Here is an 18,279-nt window from a genome sequence, read left to right on the forward strand (position 1 = left end):
AGACAACAACGCCGGCACGTGCCGGCGTTTTTTTATGGGGGTGAGCTTCAGCCCTTGTTGTCGATGAGCGGGGCGAGCAGCTCCGCCAGCTTGTAGAAGGTCTGCACTCGGGTGGTGCTGGGGCGCCACACCAGCCCGATCTCGCGATAGGGATGTTCTCCCGGCAGCGGGATGGCCACCAGATCCGTGTTGTCGAGGATGCCCGCATCGATGGCCATCTGCGGCAGGAAGGTGGTGCCGAGCCCGGCGCCAACCATCTGCACCAGGGTGTGCAGGCTGGTGGCGGCAAACGGGTTGATCTTGCTCTTGTCCCGCAGCCTGCAGGCGCTCACCGCGTGTTCGGTGAGGCAGTGTTCCCGCTCCAGCAGGAAGATGCTCTGGTTGGGCAACTCCTTGTAGTCGAACGGGGTGTGCAGGCTGGCCGCCATGCTGGCAGGCATCACCATGTGGAAGGGATCCTGGCCGACCGTCTTGCAGTGAAAACCGCCGATCTCCACCGGCAGCGCCAGGATCAGCAGGTCGAGCTGACCCTGCTCCAGCTGTTTGAGCAGGTTGGTGGTGGTGTCTTCACGCAGCAACAATTCCAGCTCAGGATAGGTCTTGCCGCACTCTTGCAGCAGCTTGCTGAGCAGGAAGGGGGCTATGGTGGGAATGCAGCCAAGGCGCACCGTGCCGTGCATGACGCCCCCCTGATGCTGGCCGAGTTCCATCAGATCCCGCGCATCGGAGAGCAAATTGCGAGCCCGCTCGACGATTTCCATGCCGACCGGGGTCATAATGAAGCTCTTGTGGTCCCGCTCCACCAGTTGCAGGTTCATCATGTCCTCCAGGGTCTGGATCCCGGTACTCAGGGTCGACTGGCTGACATGACAGGCCTTGGCGGCGCGGTTGAAGTTCTTGTGCTCGTCGAGAGCGACCAGATATTGCAGCTGTTTCAGGCTGGGCCAACGTTGCATAGGAAAACCCGATTAATGCTATCTATTTAATTTGATTTAACTAATCTACCATCGGGGTTATAGTTTGTCGCTTTAATTAGACGGACTTGGCTCTAGGTAGCCCAATCCTGACAGGATTGTTCACTTCACATAAAGAGGAATTGAATATGGTATTGGTAGGCCGTCCCGCACCCGATTTCACCGCTGCTGCCGTTCTGGGCAATGGCCAGATCGTTGACTCCTTCAACCTGGCATCCCACATCAAGGGCAAGGCAGCCGTCCTGTTCTTCTATCCGCTCGATTTCACCTTCGTCTGCCCGTCCGAGCTGATTGCCTTCGATCACCGTCTGGAAGAGTTCAACAAGCGTGGCGTGGAAGTGATCGGTGTTTCCATCGATTCCGAGTTCTCCCACAACGCCTGGCGCAACACCAAGATCGAAGACGGCGGCATCGGCCCGGTCAAGTACCCGCTGGTTGCCGACATCAAGCACGAAATCTGCAAAGCCTATGACGTCGAACACCCGGAAGCCGGCGTGGCATTCCGTGGCTCCTTCCTGATCGACAAGAACGGTGTCGTTCGTCACCAGGTTGTCAACGATCTGCCGCTGGGCCGCAACATCGACGAGATGCTGCGCATGGTCGATGCCCTGCAGTTCCACGAAGAGCACGGCGAAGTGTGCCCGGCTCAGTGGGAAAAAGGCAAAAAGGGCATGACCGCCTCTCCGGACGGCGTTGCCAAGTACCTGTCCGAGAATGCCGCTTCCCTGTAATCGGGTCGGTACACCGGATAATGAAAAACCGATGCCCAGGCATCGGTTTTTTTATGGCCGTAATTCGGCACTCTCGTTTCACAATGTTGGCCAGCAACCCTTGTCCAGCAACGCTTGCTCAGCAGGATTGCCGTTGCCGGCTACGTGCCGATAAACGGCAGGCATAAAAAAGCGCGCCCTTTGGCGCGCTTTTGTCATCCAGCTCCGGACTACTCGTCAAAGATACCGAAGTGATCCTTGGCGAAGTTGACCCGTTGCTCCACGTTCATCTTCACCTGACCCAGCTTCTCGATGGTCTTGAGGTTGGGCACCAGGCCGCGGCCGTTGGCGATCTGGATGGCGAGGCCCGGACGGGCGTTGAGTTCCAGCAGCATGGGGCCGCGGAACTTGTCCAGCACCATGTCGGTCCCGATGTAGCCGAGGCCCGACATCTCGTAGCAGGAGGCCGCCAGGGTCAGCAGGGTGTCCCAGTGGGGCACCTTGAGATCGTACAGATCGAGGCCGGTATCCGGATGGTGACGCAGCGGATTGCCAAACTGCACTGCTCGCAGCGCGCGGCCGGTGCGCAGGCACAGACCCACCCCCACGGCGCCCTGGTGCAGGTTCGCCTTGCCGTCGGAGGCGGCGGTGGAGAGGCGCATCATGGCCATCACCGGGAAGCCCTTGAAGATGATCACCCGGGCATCGGGGACCCCTTCAAACGAGTAGCCGTCGAACACGTCATCGAAGTTGATGAGCCCTTCCACCAGCGCCACGTCAGGCTTGCCACCCAATGAGTAGAGCCCTGCCAGGATGTTGGAGACATGACGCTCCAGATCCTGGCCGTTGCTGGCGCTGCCGTTCGGCTTGTAGAAGAGGCCATCCTCCTGGCGCAGGATCACCAGGATCCCCTTGCCGCCGGAGCCGCGTGCCGGCTTGATGCAGAAGCCCGGCCAATCCTTCACCAGCTCGGTGATGCGGCTCACGTCGTGCTGGGCACGGATGGTGCCGATCAGTTCCGGCACCGTCACCCCCGCATCCAGCGCGATGCGCTTGGTCTGCAGCTTGTCATCCACCAGCGGATAGAGGCTGCGCGGATTGTAGCGGCTGATGTAGGAGTGGTTGCGCTTGTTCATGCCGAGGATGCCTGACTGAGACAGGCTCCACGGGGTGGTGTACTTTTCCCAGAACCACATCTGTTACTTGTCCTTACCCGGGGTGGCACCGGAGCGCATCTCGTCCACCAGCGGCTTGAAGCGCTTGAGCTCGCTCAGCTTGTAGCCGGTGTAGTTACCCATCAACAGTACGGTCGCCATCAGCACCAGCTGCAGACCGAGGAAGTTGAAGGTGAGGTGGCGGATCAGTTCGTTGTCCATGGCCAGGTAGGCGATGATGGCCACCAGCAGGGAGCCGCCGCCCTGGCGGAACACCTCTTTCGGACCCTCTTCTTCCCACAGGATGGACATCCGCTCGATGGTCCAGGAGAGGATGATCATCGGGAAGAAGGTGATCTTCATGCCGTCGGTCAGCCCCAGCTTGAAGGCGAACGCCGAGAAGATGCCGATCATCGAGATCACCATGATGATGATGGCCGATATCCGCGCCACCAGCAGCAGGTTGAGCCGCGACAGGTAGGAACGGATCACCAGACCCGTGCCGACGATGAGCAGGAAGCCCACCAGACCGGTGATCAGCTGGGTCTGGATGAAGGCGACCGCGATCAGCACCGGCATGAAGGTACCCGAGGTCTTGATGCCGACGATGACCCGCAGGAACACCACCATCAGCACGCCGATGGGGATCAGCAGCAAGCCCTTGAACAGGGTCTGCTCTTCCAGCGGCAGGCTGTGGATGGAGAAGTTCATCATCTCCGATTTTTCGAACTTCTGGGCCAGCGCCACACTCACCGGTTGCTCCTGCGCGATCATCGAGAAGCTCACCTTGGAGTTGTGGCCACCGGTCACGTCCAGCAGGGCACCGGAGTTGTACTCCCACAGCAGCAGGTTGGCCGGGCGACCCTGTTCACCGGTTTGCGGGTTGAACAGCTTGTAGTCGGTGGGGCTGTTGAACACCTGCAGGTAATCCACCAGCTCCTGACGACGGCGACCGTCTTCCAGGCTCAGGGCATGGACGACACGGGCCGGTACGTCGGCGTTGTTGAGCAGCTCGGCGATCAGGTTGGCGCGGCTCTTGTGCTTTTTCAGCAGCTCGGCGTTCTGCTCCTGCTTCTCGATCTCCTTGATGATCTCGCGCGTCAGGGTGTAGCCGTCGGCGGAACGCTCCTGGGCACGCTCCAGGATCTGCTGCATGGCGGTGGCGTAGGGCTCGCTCTCGATCTGCTTCTCGATGGCCGGCGGCTGCGGGTTGGCAGCCGGCTTGGCGTGGGCATCGGCCATCATGTCGACGCGGTAGTAGAGCTCTTGGCGGCCGGAGGCGGTACGGATGGACCACTCGGCGCGGGCATCGCCATCCTTCTCGACGAAGGAGAGGCCGTAACCCGGGCTCGCGGCGTTCTCGTTCATCAGGGTGAAACCGGGCTGGGTGCCCGGAATGGCCAGGGAGGCGATCACCGGCTCGCCGGTGGCCTCGAACTCCAGCTTGGCTTCGATGGACCAGATCTGGCGTTTTTCACCCGGCGTGAGCGGTACGTCCAACGCGATATGGTGATAGAACGTCATTCCCAGGCCGACAATGTACAGCAGGGCAACCAGCAAATAGAACGGCTTACGGGAAACCATGGATTATTTCACATCCTTGAGCTTGGGTTTTGGTTGGATATATTCGCGGGCCACATCAACCACGGCGATGTCTTTCAGGAATTCACGACCCAGCAGCACGGGGAAGGCCATGTCGCTGCGATCTTTCAGGGTAAATTCGGCCTTCTCGGTCATGTCGCCGATACGTACCGCCAGGCGTACCACAGGGCGGCGGTCGAGATCGTCGGCGGAGGCCTGACGCACCCGCACGTGGCGCACCAGCGGCGCTTCAATCTGGATCTTGTCGTCCATCTCCTGATGGCTCAGGAAGAAGCGCACCCAGTTCTTGCCGTTGCGCTCGAAGATGGTGATGTCCTGGGCGCTGATGGAGGAGGTGGTGGCACCGGTATCGACCCGCGCCTGGAAGGCGTCGTTGGCCGCGTCAACCCAGATCCACTCCGCCTCGCCGACCAGCAGCTTGCCGTCAACGGTGTGACCCTGGCTCGGGGCCTGGCACTTCTCGGTCGGGATCGCCATGGGCTTGGGCGGCTCGGGCGGCAGGTGTTCCAGCTTGCTGCCGACTTTGTTCACGGACTCTTTCATGTTGTTGACATCAGTGTTGAGCTGAACCAGCAGGTGCTGTTGCTGCACATACTGCTTCTGTTGCTGTTCCATGGATGTTTGCAGGCGCTGCTCGCTCAGATTGATCTCGTTGCGAAGCTCGGCCAGCGTCAGGGTAGGTACCGGGGGCGCTTTTTCCATCGTGACACACCCGCCGAGACTGAGCAGGGAGAGCAGGGTCATTCCTTTTAATTTGCTTTTCATGTCATTCATTTAACTGTGCTTCCTGGAATTGGGTCAGTGTAACTTCCACCGCGGCCATCGGCTAGTCTTTGGCCTTTCTGGCAATCAGTACGGCACGTTTGGGTGCCGGGTGTCCTTCTACCGTGAGTGCCGGATTGGCTGGATCCAGATAATCACTCAGGGATTCATTAATCATCCAGTCGGTACGACGTTGTTCGTCCGTGCTGGTCATATTCTCGTCGACTATCCGTACATCGGTGAACCCGCAGCGCTCGACCCACAGCTTGAGCGCCGCGCTGGAGGGGATGAACCAGACGTTGCGCATCTTGCCGTAGCGATCGGTGGGCATCAGCACGTCGTTGACGCCGCCGTCGATCACCAGGGTCTCCAGCACCAGCTCGCCGTCGTCCTTGAGCTGGTTGCGCAGCTGCTCGATGTGCTCGATGGGGGACTTGCGGTGATAGAGCACCCCCATGGAGAAGACGGTGTCGAACGCCCGCAGCTCCGGCAGCTCCTGTATGCCGAGCGGCAGCAGGTGGGCGCGCTGGTCGTTGCCCGCGAAGTGGCGAATGGCCTCGAACTGGCACAAGAACAGCGGACTCGGATCGATGCCGACCGCCAGCTTGGCCCCTTCGCCCACCATGCGCCAGAGGTGATAGCCGCTGCCGCAGCCCACGTCCAGCACGTAACGGCCTTTGAGCGGGCTGATGTGGGGCTGCACCCGGTCCCACTTCCAGTCGGAGCGCCACTCGGTGTCGATGTGGATGCCGTGCACCGTGAACGGGCCCTTGCGCCAGGGCATGAAGTGGCGCAGCAGGCTCTCCACCTTCTTGCGCTCCCCTTCGCCGAGGCTCTCGGTCGAGCCGATTTCGACCCGACTGTTCAGCTCGACGTGGCCGGGAGCCACCTGCGGCAGCTTGTTGAGGGCACGGTTCCAGCGCGGCAGATCGCCGTGCTGGTTGTCGTGTTGCCAGGCGTGCAGCTGGGCGGGCAGGGTGTGCAGCCAGTGGCTCAGCCGGTTCTTGGCGATCAGCTGATAGAAATTGGCAAAGTCGATCATGGCTGGGCAGGCTCGCTCGATTTGATGGCGATCATGGAGCCGAAGTTGAAGCACTGGAACCAGAGATCCTGATGGGCGAAGCCGGCCTCCCGCAGGCGGGCCTGATGCACCGGCAGGCTGTCGGTGCGCATCACGTTCTCAAGGGCGGTGCGTTTCTGGCTGATCTCCAGCTCGCTGTAACCGTTGGCGCGCTTGAAGTCGAGGTGCAAGTCGATGAGCAGCTCGTTGACCTGCTCGTCCTCGAAGCGGAACTTCTCGCTCAGGATCAGGATCCCGCCCGGGCGCAGGCCGTCAAAGATGCGCTGGATCAGGGCGGCCCGTTTCTCGGGGGCGACGAACTGCAGGGTGAAGTTGAGCACCACCACGGAGGCGTTCTCAATCTCGATGTCGCAGATGTCCGCCTCGATGAGCTCCACCGGCACCTCGGACTTGAAGCCTGAAAGGTGGGCGCGGGCCCGCTCTATCATGGGGTGGGAGAGATCCACCGCCGTGATGCGGCAGCCGGGCTGGGCAACATGGCGACGCATCGCCTGGGTGGCGGCACCCAGGGAGCAGCCGAGATCGTAGAGTCGGCTCTCGGGCTGGGCGTAGCGGGCGGCCATCATGCCGATGGCGGAGATGATGTTGCTGTAACCCGGCACCGAGCGCTGGATCATGTCGGGAAAGACATCGACGACCTGTTCGTCAAAGCAAAAATCCCCCAATCGGGCGATGGGGGCGGCAAAAATCTGATCGTGCATGCTGGCGCAACCTGACAGCCGGTGCGCGAACCGACTGTTTTGTTCAATTGAATCGTTGGGTGACACCCGTCTGGGTCGTGTCGTCACCGGTTCACGAACGGGGTGGCGGGCCTTGAGATCCATCGGGCCGCTTCCGTTCGCAATGGACCATCATCCTGGTCCTTTTGATGGGCTGCGCCCTGGGCGACAAGCGGTTGTCGTCAAGGGGCGTCGGGGCCCTGTTACCGGAGCCGGATGCTCGCCTGCAATCAAGTGCGATGGGCGGGCAGACCGGGTCCTTGCATGGGGCGCTAGTGTAGAGGAAAGGCGGCCGTTTGTCTTGACGCCAAGCCCCGTCAGATCAGAAAAAAACGGCTTTTTTTCGCGCCGAAGCGGGGGCGGCGAAAGCGCCGCTCAAAAGGGCAGCACGCCCTGGCGCGCGCGATCGTTTTCCCCCGGCCAGGGGGCCATCTCCTGCCCCAGCAGGCGGGCCACCTGACGGGCCAGTTCGGGGGCCTGGGCGTTGTCGGCAGTATGTATAAAGAGGTAGAGATCTTTTCCCTCCGCCAACCACTGACGCCAGTGAGGGAGCCAGCCTGGCAGGAAGGGGTGGTTGTCCTCGGGATGTGGCAGGCCGATAAGCCGCACCACGGGGGCATCGGCGGTGGCCAGCAGGTGCACCGGCAGCCTCGGCTTCTTGCCCTGGGCATCGATCATGGCCGCCGAGGTGGCGGGCACCGAGAAGAGCGGCCGGCTGTCGAGCATGATGCGGTTGATACCTCTCTCCATCAGCAGCCGGTTCAACTGCCGCTCCGCCTCGCCCTTGGCGAAGAAATCGGGGTGGCGCACCTCAAGGGCATAGTTAAATTGTGTCGGCAGCCGTTCGAAGAAGGCCGCCAGGCGGGGCAGTCCCTGTGGGCCGAAGCGGGCGGGCAGCTGCAGCTTGAGCAGTCCCAGCTTGTCATGCAGAGGGGCCAGCAGGCGGATAAAGTCGCTCACTTGCTTGTCGGCGCTCACCAGATCGCTCTGGTGACTGATGGTTTGCGGAAACTTGAAGCTGAAACGAAAGCTAGCTGGCACCGCATCGGCCCAGCGCCGGACCGTGTCGGGGGTCGGCGAGGCGTAGAAGGTGGTATTGCCTTCCACCGTGTTGAAGACCCGGGCATAGTGGGTGAGGTGCTCGGCGGGCTTGGCACCCACCCCCAGCAAGTGACCGGGCCAGGCCGGGTGCGACCATTGTGGCAGGCCCAAAAAGAGGCTCATGAGGGATCCTGTCTGTGGGTTTGTCTCGATTTTCCCCTTTTTTTGCCCCGGGATGTAAAAAACAGGGCAAAGGAGGCTGCTGGCCATTTTACCCAAATGGGGGTTTTCCTCTATAATGCCAGCCCTTTTGTTTGCCAATTTGTTGTGACTCACGCCGCTGTACGCATATTGTGACGACGGCAGCGGCCATGATGCGGCCAAACAACAATCGCTTGCCGATGCCCTCCGCCCGACAACCCGGCCGCTTGTCAGCCGCCTCTGGTCGAGCCGATATCGGCGGCAGGTGTCCGATCCCGGCGGTCGGACGGTACGAGACAGATTTCAAACCGGGCAAGAAGCAGGATCTGGCCAGCTGTGAGACAGACGGTGCTTGCCAGTCGTGCCCGGCGACCCAGGTTAACCGTCTCTCTACAATTTCGAAGGAAGAAGTCCATGCGCTCTATCTATTGCGGACAGGTCAATGAGGCCCATGCAGGGCAGACCATTACATTGTGCGGTTGGGTCCATCGTCGTCGCGATCTGGGCGGCCTCATCTTTATCGACATGCGTGACCGCGAGGGCATCGTCCAGGTGTTCTTCGATCCGGACAAACCGGACGCCTTCGCCCTGGCCTCCGAACTGCGCGGCGAGTTCTGCATTCAGGTCTCCGGTGTGGTGCGCACCCGTCCAGACTCCCAGCGCAACAGCGACATGGCCACCGGCGCCATCGAGGTGTTTGCCCACGAGCTCACCATCATCAACCGTGCCGAGCCGCTGCCGCTGGACTTCAACCAGGTCAACAGCGAAGAGGTGAGCCTCAAGTATCGCTACCTGGACCTGCGTCGCCCCGAGATGGCCAAGTACCTGAAGACCCGCGCCAAGGCCAGTGCCTTCGTGCGCCGCTTCATGGACGAGCACGGCTTCCTCGACATCGAGACCCCGATGTTGACCAAAGCCACCCCGGAAGGGGCCCGTGACTATCTGGTGCCGAGCCGCGTGCACAAGGGCAAGTTCTACGCTCTGCCGCAGTCCCCCCAGCTGTTCAAGCAGCTGCTGATGATGTCCGGCTTCGACCGTTACTACCAGATCGTCAAGTGCTTCCGTGACGAAGACCTGCGTGCCGACCGCCAGCCGGAATTCACCCAGATCGACGTGGAGACCTCCTTCATGACCGCACCGCAGGTGCGTGAAATCATGGAAGAGATGATCCGCAAACTGTGGCTGCACATCCTGAACGTGGATCTGGGCGACTTCCCGATCATGACCTTCGACGAAGCCATGCGTCGCTACGGCTCCGACAAGCCGGACCTGCGTCTGCCGATGGAGCTGGTGGATGTGGCTGATCTGCTGACCGCGGTCGAATTCGCCGTGTTCGCCGGCCCCGCCAACGATCCGAAAGGCCGCGTGGCTGCCCTGAAAGTGCCGGGCGGCGCCGAGCTCTCTCGCAAGCAGATCGACGAGTACACCAAGTTTGTCGGCATCTACGGTGCCAAGGGCCTGGCCTGGATGAAGGTCAACGAGGCCGCCAACGGCATCGAGGGCGTGCAGTCCCCGGTGGCCAAGTTCCTCTCCGACGCCATCGTGCGCGAGATCCTGACCCGCACCGGTGCGATGGATGGCGACATCATCTTCTTCGGCGCCGACTCCAAGAAGGTGGTGTGCGATGCCATGGGCGCCCTGCGTCTGAAAGTGGGCCGCGATCTGGGCCTGCTGGAGAACGTCTGGAAGCCGCTGTGGGTCATCGACTTCCCGATGTTCGAGGAAGATGGCGAAGGCGGTCTGGCTGCCATGCACCACCCGTTCACCGCGCCGAGCGGCCTGAGCCCGGAGCAGCTGAAAGCCAACCCGGTAGGCGCTTACGCCAACGCCTACGACATGGTGATCAACGGCTACGAAGTGGGTGGCGGTTCAGTGCGTATCCACAACAGCGAGATGCAGTCCACCGTGTTCGACATCCTGGGGATCACCCCGGCCGAGCAGCGCCTGAAGTTCGGCTTCCTGCTGGATGCCCTCAAATACGGTACCCCGCCGCACGCCGGCCTGGCCTTCGGCCTGGACCGTCTCAGCATGCTGCTGACCGGTACCGAGAACATTCGGGACGTGATTGCCTTCCCGAAAACCACGGCGGCCGCCTGTCTGATGACCGACGCCCCCAGTTTTGCCAACCCGACCCAGCTGGGCGAGCTGGCGATTGCGACCACCGTCAAGGGTGACGAATAAGCCTTTAACGGCAACCAGGGCCGCAGCAATGCGGCCTTTCCCGTTTCCCCGGGTAGTCGCAACCTGTGTTACTGAAATTTCAAACTATAACGGAGAGTCCCTATGGCAGGTCACAGTAAATGGGCCAACATCAAACACCGCAAGGCGGCGCAAGACGCCAAGCGCGGCAAGATCTTCACCAAGCTGATCCGCGAAATCACCACCTCCGCGCGTCTCGGTGATGCCGACCCGGCCAACAACCCGCGCCTGCGTGCGGCGGTGGCGGCGGCCCTGACCAGCAACATGACCCGTGACACCATCAACCGTGCCATCGCCCGTGGGGCCGGCGGTGGTGACGGCGAGCAGCTCGAAACCATCGTCTACGAAGGTTACGGCCCGGCCGGCTCCGCCGTCATGGTGGAGTGCCTGACCGACAACCGCAACCGCACCGTGGCCGAAGTGCGTCACGCCTTCAGCAAGTGCGGCGGCAACCTGGGTACCGATGGCTCCGTGGCCTACCTGTTCACCAAGAAGGGTGTACTGACCTTCGTGGGCGCCGATGAAGATGCCCTGATGGACGCCGCTCTGGAAGCCGGTGCCGACGACGTGGTGACCGAAGAAGATGGCACCATCGAGGTGTACACCACCCCGAACGACTTCGGCACCGTGCTGGATGGTCTGGAAGCCGCCGGCTTCAAGCCCGAGAGCGCCGAAGTGACCATGATCCCCTCCACCGAAGCGGAGCTGGATGCCGAGACCGCGCCCAAGCTGATGCGCCTCATCGACATGCTGGAAGATCTGGACGACGTGCAGGAGGTGTACCACAACGGTTCCATCTCCGACGAAGTTGCCGCCACCCTGTAATCAGGTCGGCAATATTCCTCGAAACGGCAGCCTCGGCTGCCGTTTTTTTTCATCCGTATAACCCGCATCGACCCGCCCTTCGGCCAGAACAGGCCCCGCCTTAATTCTCCCTTAAGTTTGGTTTTCTACCCTGCCTGCGTCCCGGGGCCCTCGCGCCCACGGCCGGTCTGCACCTCGGGAAGAGGGCGCCGGCGCGGAAGATCCAAAGAGGGGCTGTTGCCAAGCCCCCTGTCTTGTCTGGTTTGTCGGAGTATCGTTATGCGTATCACCTTGGGTGTGATGAAGGTGAATCTGTTGTTGGTGCTGCTGTTTGCACTGCTCTTCAACTGGCCCATTTTCCTCCACTTCTACACCATTCTTACCAAGCTGGAACACGTCAAGGCGGGCTTCGTCGTCTCGATCCCCTTCGTGCTGCTGGCCGCGCTCAATGCGGTGTTCCTGCCCTTTACCTTTCGCTATCTGCTCAAGCCCTTCTTCGTGCTGCTGATCCTGATGGGATCCGTGGTCAGCTACGCCATGCTGAAATACGGGGTCATCTTCGACGTGAGCATGGTGCAGAACATCGTCGAGACCAACAGCGGGGAGGCTGCCTCCTACCTCAATGGTTCCGTGTTGCTCTGGTTCGCGCTGACCGGCCTGCTGCCGGCCTTGGCCCTGCTGTGGGTGAAGATTGACTATCCCCGTCCCTGGTACAAGGGGCTGGGCCTGCGGCTCGGCTCCATCGCCCTGTCCTTGCTGCTTCTGGTGGGGGTGGCCGCCCTCTATTACCAGGATTACGCCTCGGTCGGGCGCAACAACAAGTCCCTCGGCAAGGAGATAGTGCCCGCCAACTATGTGCACGGCCTCTATCGTTACGCCACCGACATCCTGTTCGCCACCCCGATCCCGTATCAGCAGCTGGGCACGGACGCCAGGGTGGTGGGGCAGGGCAGTAAGCCGACCCTGATGTTCCTGGTGGTGGGGGAGACGGCGCGCAGCCAGAACTACTCCCTCAACGGTTACGACAAGGCCACCAACAGCTTCACCGCGAGAGAAGCGGGCATGGTCTCGTTTCGCAACGTGCGCTCCTGCGGCACCGCCACCGCGGTCTCGGTGCCCTGCATGTTCTCCAACCTGACGCGACGCGGCTATGACGACACCCTGGCCCAGTCCCGCGACGGCATACTGGATGTGCTGCAGCACGCCGGCGTCTCCGTGCTGTGGAAGGAGAACGACGGCGGCTGCAAGGGGGTGTGCAAGAACGTGCCCACCATCGAGATCGAGGCCAAGGATTTTCCCCAGTACTGCCAGAAGGGATCCTGCTACGACGAGGTGATGCTGGAGGGGCTGGATCGGCAGATCGCACAGATGAAGGGCAACAAGCTGGTGGCCTTCCACCTGATGGGCAGCCACGGCCCGACCTACTATCGCCGCTATCCCGCCAGTGAACGGACCTTCGTGCCGGACTGCCCGCGCAGCGACATCGAAAACTGCACCAATGAAGAGCTGGTCAACACCTACGACAACACCATCCGCTACACCGACAAGGTGGTGGCCCGTCTCATCGACAAGCTCAAGACGCTGGAGAAGGATTACAACGTGGGGCTGGTCTATCTGTCGGATCATGGCGAATCCCTCGGGGCCATGGGGCTCTACCTGCACGGCACCCCCTACAAGTTCGCGCCGGACGATCAGACCAGGGTGCCGCTGATGACCTGGTTCTCCCCCCAGTTGCAAGCCGATCGTCAGCTGGATATGACCTGTCTGCAGCAGGAGGCGGCCAGCAAGCGCTTCTCCCACGACAATTTGTTCCACTCCATGTTGGGGATCATGGATGTGCAGACTCAGGTCTACAACGGCGCGCTGGATCTGTTCAAGCCGTGCCGGGCGGGGTGAGTCACCGCGTCCGATTACGCCGCTATGCGGCTAATCGAACCTACTCTCGAAGAATCTATCAATAAAAACGGCAGCCACTGGCTGCCGTTGTTGTTTCGCAAGGCCGGGGCCTTACTTCTGCTCCATGATGATCTGCAGCAGGTCTCCCTCCAGCAGGGCCCGCTTCACCAGCGCGAAACCGCCGACGGTGGGCTGGTTCTGGAAGCGTGCCTTCACGATGGGCAGGCCACGGTGGAAGCTTGGCAGGGACTGGTGCTCCACGCAGCGGCGGATGGCCGGGAACAGGATCTCTTCGGCGGCGGTGATTTCGCCGGCGATCAGCACTTTCTGCGGGTTGAACAGGTTGACCGTGATGGCCACCGCCCGTCCCAGATGCTCACCCACGTTCTCGATCACGCTGCGGGCCAGCTCGTCACCGGCCATGGCCGCCTTGCACACCTCCTGGATGGTGATGTGCTTCTCCTGCAGCGAGCTCAGGTGGCCGCGGCTGATGAGCTCCTTCACCTTGTCGACGATGGCCTCGTTGGAGGCGATGGTCTCCAGGCAGCCGAAGTTGCCGCAGTGGCAGCGCTTGCCGAGCGGCTCGACCTGGATGTGGCCGATCTCGCCGACGTTGCGGTTCTGACCGAGGAACACCTTGCCCTTGGTGATGATGCCAGAACCTGCCCCCTGGTGGACGCTCACCAGAATGGAGTCCATGCAGTCGCGAGACTCGCCGAAGAAGTGTTCGGCCAGCGCCAGCGAGCGGGTGTCGTTGCCCACGTAGCAGGGCAGGTTGAAGTGGTTTTCCAACAGCTTGGCCAGCGCCAGATTGCGGATCTGGTACTTGGGGGTGTAGATGACCATGCCCGATTCCGGATTGACCAGGCCCGGCATGGTCAGCGCGATGCTGATGAGGTTGCGGCTGCGATCCTGCTGGGAGTCGATGAAGGCACCGATCTCCCGCAGCAGCATGTCGACCACCGGTTGTTGCTCGATCTCGGTCACCTGGGTGACATGCTGGTCGAGCTCCTTGCCGTCGAGATCATAGAGACTCAGCTGCAGGTAGCCGCGACCCAGCTTGGCGGACACAAACTGGAAGCGATGCTTGATGGTGGTCAGGGAGATGGCGCGCCGTCCACCGGTGGAGGCTTGCGGCGAGGTCTCCTTGATCAGGCCATGCTCGATCAGTTGCCGGGTGATCTTGGTCACGCTGGCCGGGGCCAGCTGACTCAACTCGGCAATTTTGACCCGCGAGATGGGCCCCTGCAGGTCGATGAGCCGATACACGGCTGCACTGTTGACCTGCTTGATAAGATCTACGTTTGCTATTTGTCCGCCAGTCATAGTGTCACTGTGTTGTGTAGTGTCCGTTAACCACGGTCCCGCAGACCGTGAAGGCCTGATCAAAGACAGTCAGGTTGGCTATTTTTCCGACCTGGATACTACCGAGACGTGAGTCCCATCCAATGGCGCGTGCAGGGTAAAGGGTGGCCATTCTCAGTGCTTCATCGAGCGGTAATCCGACCTGTTTGACCAGATTTTCCACCCCCTCGATCATGGTGAGGGCAGAGCCGCCGAGTGTACCATTCTCGTCGACGCACTGACCATCGCGGAAATAGACGGTTGCGCCACAAAAATCAAACTTCTCAAAGCCTTCCGGTGCCCCTGCCGGCGCGGTCGCGTCGGTGACCAGCACCAGTCGCTCCCCCAGCATCTTGTGCGCGAGACGCACGTTGGCCCAATGCACGTGATGGCCGTCGACGATGACGCCGGCGTAGACATCCTTGCGATCATAGATGGCACCCACCACGCCCGGCTCGCGGCCGTTCAGGGTCGGGGTCATGGCGTTGTAGAGGTGGGTGGCGAAGCGAATGCCGCTGTCAAAGCCCGCCATGGCCTGATCGTAATTGGCGGCGGTATGGCCGGCGGAGACCAGAATGCCAGCCTCCACCAGACGGCGGATGTGTTCCGGCTTGTTGCGCTCCGGCGCCAGGGTGATCTTGGCGATGGTATCCGCGTTGGCGCAGAAGAAGTCGATCATCTCGTCGGCGGGCTGGCGGATCTGCTCGGCCGGGTGGATCCCCTTGCGCTTGAGGTTGGTGTAGGGGCCTTCCAGGTGCACGCCAAGGACTTCGTTGGGGTGCGCCGCCATGTAGTCGCGGGTGACGGCGACGGCCTGCTTCATGTCCGCATCCGGGCTGGTGATCAGGGTCGGCAGGAAGCTGGTGGTACCGGATTTCAGATTGGCGGCCTGCATGGTCGCCAGGGTCTCGGTGGTGATGTGGCCGTTGAACATGACGCCGCCACAGCCGTTGAGCTGCACGTCGATGAAGCCGGGGCAGAGGTTGGCCCCTTTGAGGTCAATCTGTTCGATGCCGGCCGGCAGTTCGGCCTGGTGGGAGATGGCGACAATCTGGTCGCCCTCGATCACCACCCCGTAACCGGTCAGCACGCAGCTGCCGGTGTAGAGGGTGCAGTTGGTCAATGCGTACATGGTGACTCCTTACAGACGGCCGATGTTGGCGGCTTCGAGCTGCTGGAAGTAGCGCACCGTCTTGACCTTGAGCTCCATGGTGGAGGGCTCGTCACACACCATCATTCCCTTCGGATGCAGCTGCAGGGTGGAGATGGTCCACATGTGGTTGACGCTGCCTTCCACCGCGGCCTGCAGGGCCTGCGCCTTGCCGTGACCGGTCACCAGGATCATGATCTCTTCCGCATCCATCAGGGTGCCGACGCCCACGGTCAGCGCCAGCTTGGGCACCTGCTCCATGTCGCCACCGAAGAAGCGGGAGTTGGCGATGCGGGTGTCTTCGGTCAGGGTCTTGACCCGGGTGCGGGAGGCCAGGGAAGAGGCCGGCTCGTTGAATGCGATGTGACCGTCATTGCCGACGCCGCCCATGAACAGGTGGATCTTGCCGTAGGACTTGATTTTGTCTTCGTAGCGCTTGCACTCGGCCACCAGATCCGGCGCGTTGCCGTTGAGGATGTTGATGTTCTCGGGGCGAATGTCGATGTGGCTGAAGAAGTTGTTGTGCATGAAGCTGTGGTAGCTCTCCGGGTGATCTTCCGGCAGGCCGACGTACTCGTCCATGTTGAAGGTGACCACGTTCTGGAAGCTCACCTCACCGGCTTTATGCAGTTCAATCAGGCGCTTGTAGGTGTTGAGCGGAGTGCCGCCAGTGGGCAGGCCCAGTACGAAGGGGCGATCGGCAGTGGGTTTGAACGCATTGATACGGTCAACGATGTAACGGGCGGACCACAGCCCCACTTGGCTGGCAGATTTCAACGGGATCAGGCGCATTGTAGATACCTCTGTACGGGTTGCGGCCGGGATGTCGGCGGCAAGAAGAGCGGGACGGATTTAAGTTGTTTTATAGCGTAAATAAAGATTGCGAACTAAGCCACATCTATCCGCCACCTTTATCTCGTTTGGGTGATAATGATCACGATTACAGGTTTATTAATTTGCGCAGCGAAATAAAAGCCCTAGACTGCCAATCAAGCCTTGATGGCTTATGCGTCAAACGTGATAAGCACTTAATTTCTAGAAAAACATTAACTAAGGAGAGGAACCGTGAACATTCTCGGTTATTTGCAAAAGATCGGCCGGGCCCTGATGGTGCCGGTAGCGGTATTGCCTGCCGCCGCGATCCTGATGGGGGTTGGCTACTGGATTGACCCGAATGGTTGGGGTGGTGACAGCGCGCTGGCCGCCTTCCTGATCAAGGCGGGTTCCGCCATCATCGACAAGATGGCCATCCTGTTCGCCGTGGGTGTTGCCTATGGCATGTCCAAAGACAAAGACGGTTCTGCCGCGCTGGCCGGTCTGGTCGGTTATCTGGTGGTAACCACCTTGCTGAGCCCGGGCGCGGTATCACAAATCCAGCAGATCCCGCTGGACCAGGTGCCTGCTGCGTTTGGCAAGATTGAGAACCAGTTCATCGGTATCTTGACCGGTGTGATCGCGGCCGAGCTCTATAACCGCTTCAGCAGTGTGGAACTGCACAAGGCGCTGGCCTTCTTCTCCGGCCGTCGTCTGGTGCCGATCGTGACCTCCGTGGTGATGATCGTGGTCGCCTTCGTCCTGATGGCCGTCTGGCCGGTCATTTACGGTGGTCTGGTGAGCTTTGGTGAATCCATCGTCAACCTGGGTTCCACCGGTGCCGGCATCTACGCCTTCTTCAACCGTCTGCTGATCCCGATTGGTCTGCACCACGCCCTGAACTCCGTGTTCTGGTTCGACGTGGCCGGCATCAACGACATCCCGAACTTCCTGGGCGGTCAATCCTCCATCGACGCCGGCAAGGCTGTCGTGGGTGTGACCGGCATGTATCAGGCCGGCTTCTTCCCCATCATGATGTTCGGTCTGCCGGGTGCCGCACTGGCCATCTACCACTCTGCCAAGAAAGAGAACAAGGACAAGGTTGCGTCCATCATGATCGCCGCCGCCTTTGCCTCCTTCTTCACCGGGGTGACCGAGCCGCTCGAGTTCTCCTTCATGTTCGTGGCGCCGGTACTGTACGTCATCCACGCGTTCCTGACCGGTATCTCCGTGTTCATCGCCGCCTCCATGCACTGGATGGCTGGTTTCGGCTTCAGTGCCGGCCTGGTGGATATGGTGCTCTCCAGCCGCAACCCGCTGGCGACCAACTGGTACATGCTGATCCCGCAGGGTCTGGTGTTCTTCGGCCTCTACTACGTGGTCTTCCGCGCCGTCATTGCCAAACTGGGTCTGAAAACCCCGGGTCGTGAAGATGACGAAGCGGTACCGGTACAGGCTCAAACCACCGACCGCACCGAGCTGGCCAAGCAATACCTGGAAGTGCTGGGCGGCCAGGAGAACCTGGTGACCATCGATGCCTGCATCACCCGTCTGCGTCTGACCCTGAAAGACCGCAGCATCGTTGACGAGCGCAAGCTCAAAGCCCTGGGCGCGGCCGGTGTGGTCAAGCTCGGTGAGCAGAACCTGCAGGTGATTCTGGGCCCATTGGCCGAAATCATCGCCGGTGAGATGAAGGCCCTGCGTTAATCGGGCGCCAAGCTCGCCTCAAGTCTAAGTCCATTGTTGACATAACTAAGGGCCCCGCCTCGGGGCCCCATATAAAAAAAGCCAAGAAAATCCAACCTTTACTTCAAATGAGAGCAGCAGTT

General features: G+C 61.0%; 15 protein-coding genes. 5 read left to right on the forward strand and 10 right to left on the reverse strand.

The window, feature by feature from the left end:
* Positions 1 to 47: 47 nt before the first annotated feature.
* Complete coding sequence (locus ACB033_RS03005) at positions 48 to 956, reverse strand: hydrogen peroxide-inducible genes activator (protein ID WP_005299110.1); 909 nt, start codon at positions 954 to 956, stop codon at positions 48 to 50.
* A gap of 146 nt (positions 957 to 1,102) precedes the next feature.
* Here ACB033_RS03005 and ACB033_RS03010 point away from each other — a divergent pair, with 146 nt between their 5' ends.
* Entirely contained in the window at positions 1,103 to 1,705 is a 603-nt protein-coding gene (locus ACB033_RS03010; protein WP_005299113.1) for a peroxiredoxin C, read from the forward strand.
* Positions 1,706 to 1,914: 209 nt separating this feature from the next.
* Here the strand turns inward: ACB033_RS03010 and ACB033_RS03015 are convergent, their stop codons facing one another.
* The 6 genes from ACB033_RS03015 to ACB033_RS03040 form a co-directional block, all read right to left on the reverse strand.
* Positions 1,915 to 2,880 (reverse strand): alpha-L-glutamate ligase-like protein, encoded by a 966-nt coding sequence (locus ACB033_RS03015; RefSeq protein ID WP_005299117.1) that lies wholly within the window; start codon positions 2,878 to 2,880, stop codon positions 1,915 to 1,917.
* A 3-nt stretch (positions 2,881 to 2,883) separates the two neighbouring features.
* On the reverse strand, positions 2,884 to 4,422 hold the full coding sequence (locus ACB033_RS03020; protein ID WP_005299120.1) for an inactive transglutaminase family protein: 1,539 nt from the start codon (positions 4,420 to 4,422) through the stop codon (positions 2,884 to 2,886).
* Between the two features lie 3 nt (positions 4,423 to 4,425).
* Complete coding sequence (locus ACB033_RS03025) at positions 4,426 to 5,184, reverse strand: ATP-dependent zinc protease (protein ID WP_010634492.1); 759 nt, start codon at positions 5,182 to 5,184, stop codon at positions 4,426 to 4,428.
* Positions 5,185 to 5,266: 82 nt separating this feature from the next.
* On the reverse strand, positions 5,267 to 6,244 hold the full coding sequence (cmoB, locus tag ACB033_RS03030; protein WP_162519936.1) for a tRNA 5-methoxyuridine(34)/uridine 5-oxyacetic acid(34) synthase CmoB: 978 nt from the start codon (positions 6,242 to 6,244) through the stop codon (positions 5,267 to 5,269).
* Positions 6,241 to 6,984, reverse strand: coding sequence for a carboxy-S-adenosyl-L-methionine synthase CmoA (cmoA, locus tag ACB033_RS03035; protein WP_010634490.1), 744 nt, complete (start codon positions 6,982 to 6,984; stop codon positions 6,241 to 6,243). The genes cmoB and cmoA overlap by 4 nt, the downstream gene beginning before the upstream one ends.
* A gap of 393 nt (positions 6,985 to 7,377) precedes the next feature.
* Complete coding sequence (locus ACB033_RS03040; RefSeq protein ID WP_139726002.1) at positions 7,378 to 8,226, reverse strand: DUF72 domain-containing protein; 849 nt, start codon at positions 8,224 to 8,226, stop codon at positions 7,378 to 7,380.
* A gap of 432 nt (positions 8,227 to 8,658) precedes the next feature.
* Here ACB033_RS03040 and aspS point away from each other — a divergent pair, with 432 nt between their 5' ends.
* The 3 genes from aspS to ACB033_RS03055 all read left to right on the forward strand — a co-directional run bounded on the left by aspS (position 8,659) and on the right by ACB033_RS03055 (position 13,143).
* The gene (gene aspS, locus ACB033_RS03045; RefSeq protein WP_139726001.1) at positions 8,659 to 10,425 is read left to right on the forward strand and encodes an aspartate--tRNA ligase; all 1,767 of its coding nucleotides are present in this window, start codon (positions 8,659 to 8,661) and stop codon (positions 10,423 to 10,425) included.
* A 102-nt stretch (positions 10,426 to 10,527) separates the two neighbouring features.
* Complete coding sequence (locus tag ACB033_RS03050; RefSeq protein ID WP_005299136.1) at positions 10,528 to 11,268, forward strand: YebC/PmpR family DNA-binding transcriptional regulator; 741 nt, start codon at positions 10,528 to 10,530, stop codon at positions 11,266 to 11,268.
* Positions 11,269 to 11,526: 258 nt separating this feature from the next.
* On the forward strand, positions 11,527 to 13,143 hold the full coding sequence (locus tag ACB033_RS03055) for a phosphoethanolamine transferase (protein WP_042050729.1): 1,617 nt from the start codon (positions 11,527 to 11,529) through the stop codon (positions 13,141 to 13,143).
* Between the two features lie 111 nt (positions 13,144 to 13,254).
* Here the strand turns inward: ACB033_RS03055 and ACB033_RS03060 are convergent, their stop codons facing one another.
* Genes ACB033_RS03060 through nagB form a run of 3 tightly spaced genes read right to left on the reverse strand, consistent with a single transcriptional unit; the run spans position 13,255 to position 16,429 of the window.
* On the reverse strand, positions 13,255 to 14,469 hold the full coding sequence (locus ACB033_RS03060; protein ID WP_010634486.1) for an ROK family protein: 1,215 nt from the start codon (positions 14,467 to 14,469) through the stop codon (positions 13,255 to 13,257).
* A gap of 4 nt (positions 14,470 to 14,473) precedes the next feature.
* Positions 14,474 to 15,619, reverse strand: coding sequence for an N-acetylglucosamine-6-phosphate deacetylase (nagA, locus tag ACB033_RS03065; RefSeq protein ID WP_139726000.1), 1,146 nt, complete (start codon positions 15,617 to 15,619; stop codon positions 14,474 to 14,476).
* Between the two features lie 9 nt (positions 15,620 to 15,628).
* Positions 15,629 to 16,429: a glucosamine-6-phosphate deaminase gene (nagB, locus tag ACB033_RS03070; protein WP_017766092.1), complete on the reverse strand. Its 801-nt coding sequence runs from the start codon at positions 16,427 to 16,429 to the stop codon at positions 15,629 to 15,631.
* A gap of 273 nt (positions 16,430 to 16,702) precedes the next feature.
* Here nagB and nagE point away from each other — a divergent pair, with 273 nt between their 5' ends.
* Complete coding sequence (gene nagE, locus ACB033_RS03075; protein ID WP_139430306.1) at positions 16,703 to 18,157, forward strand: N-acetylglucosamine-specific PTS transporter subunit IIBC; 1,455 nt, start codon at positions 16,703 to 16,705, stop codon at positions 18,155 to 18,157.
* The last annotated feature ends 122 nt before the right edge of the window (positions 18,158 to 18,279 follow it).

It is taken from the genome of Aeromonas sp. S15(2024) (genome assembly GCF_041402265.1).
GTDB lineage: Bacteria > Pseudomonadota > Gammaproteobacteria > Enterobacterales > Aeromonadaceae > Aeromonas > Aeromonas dhakensis.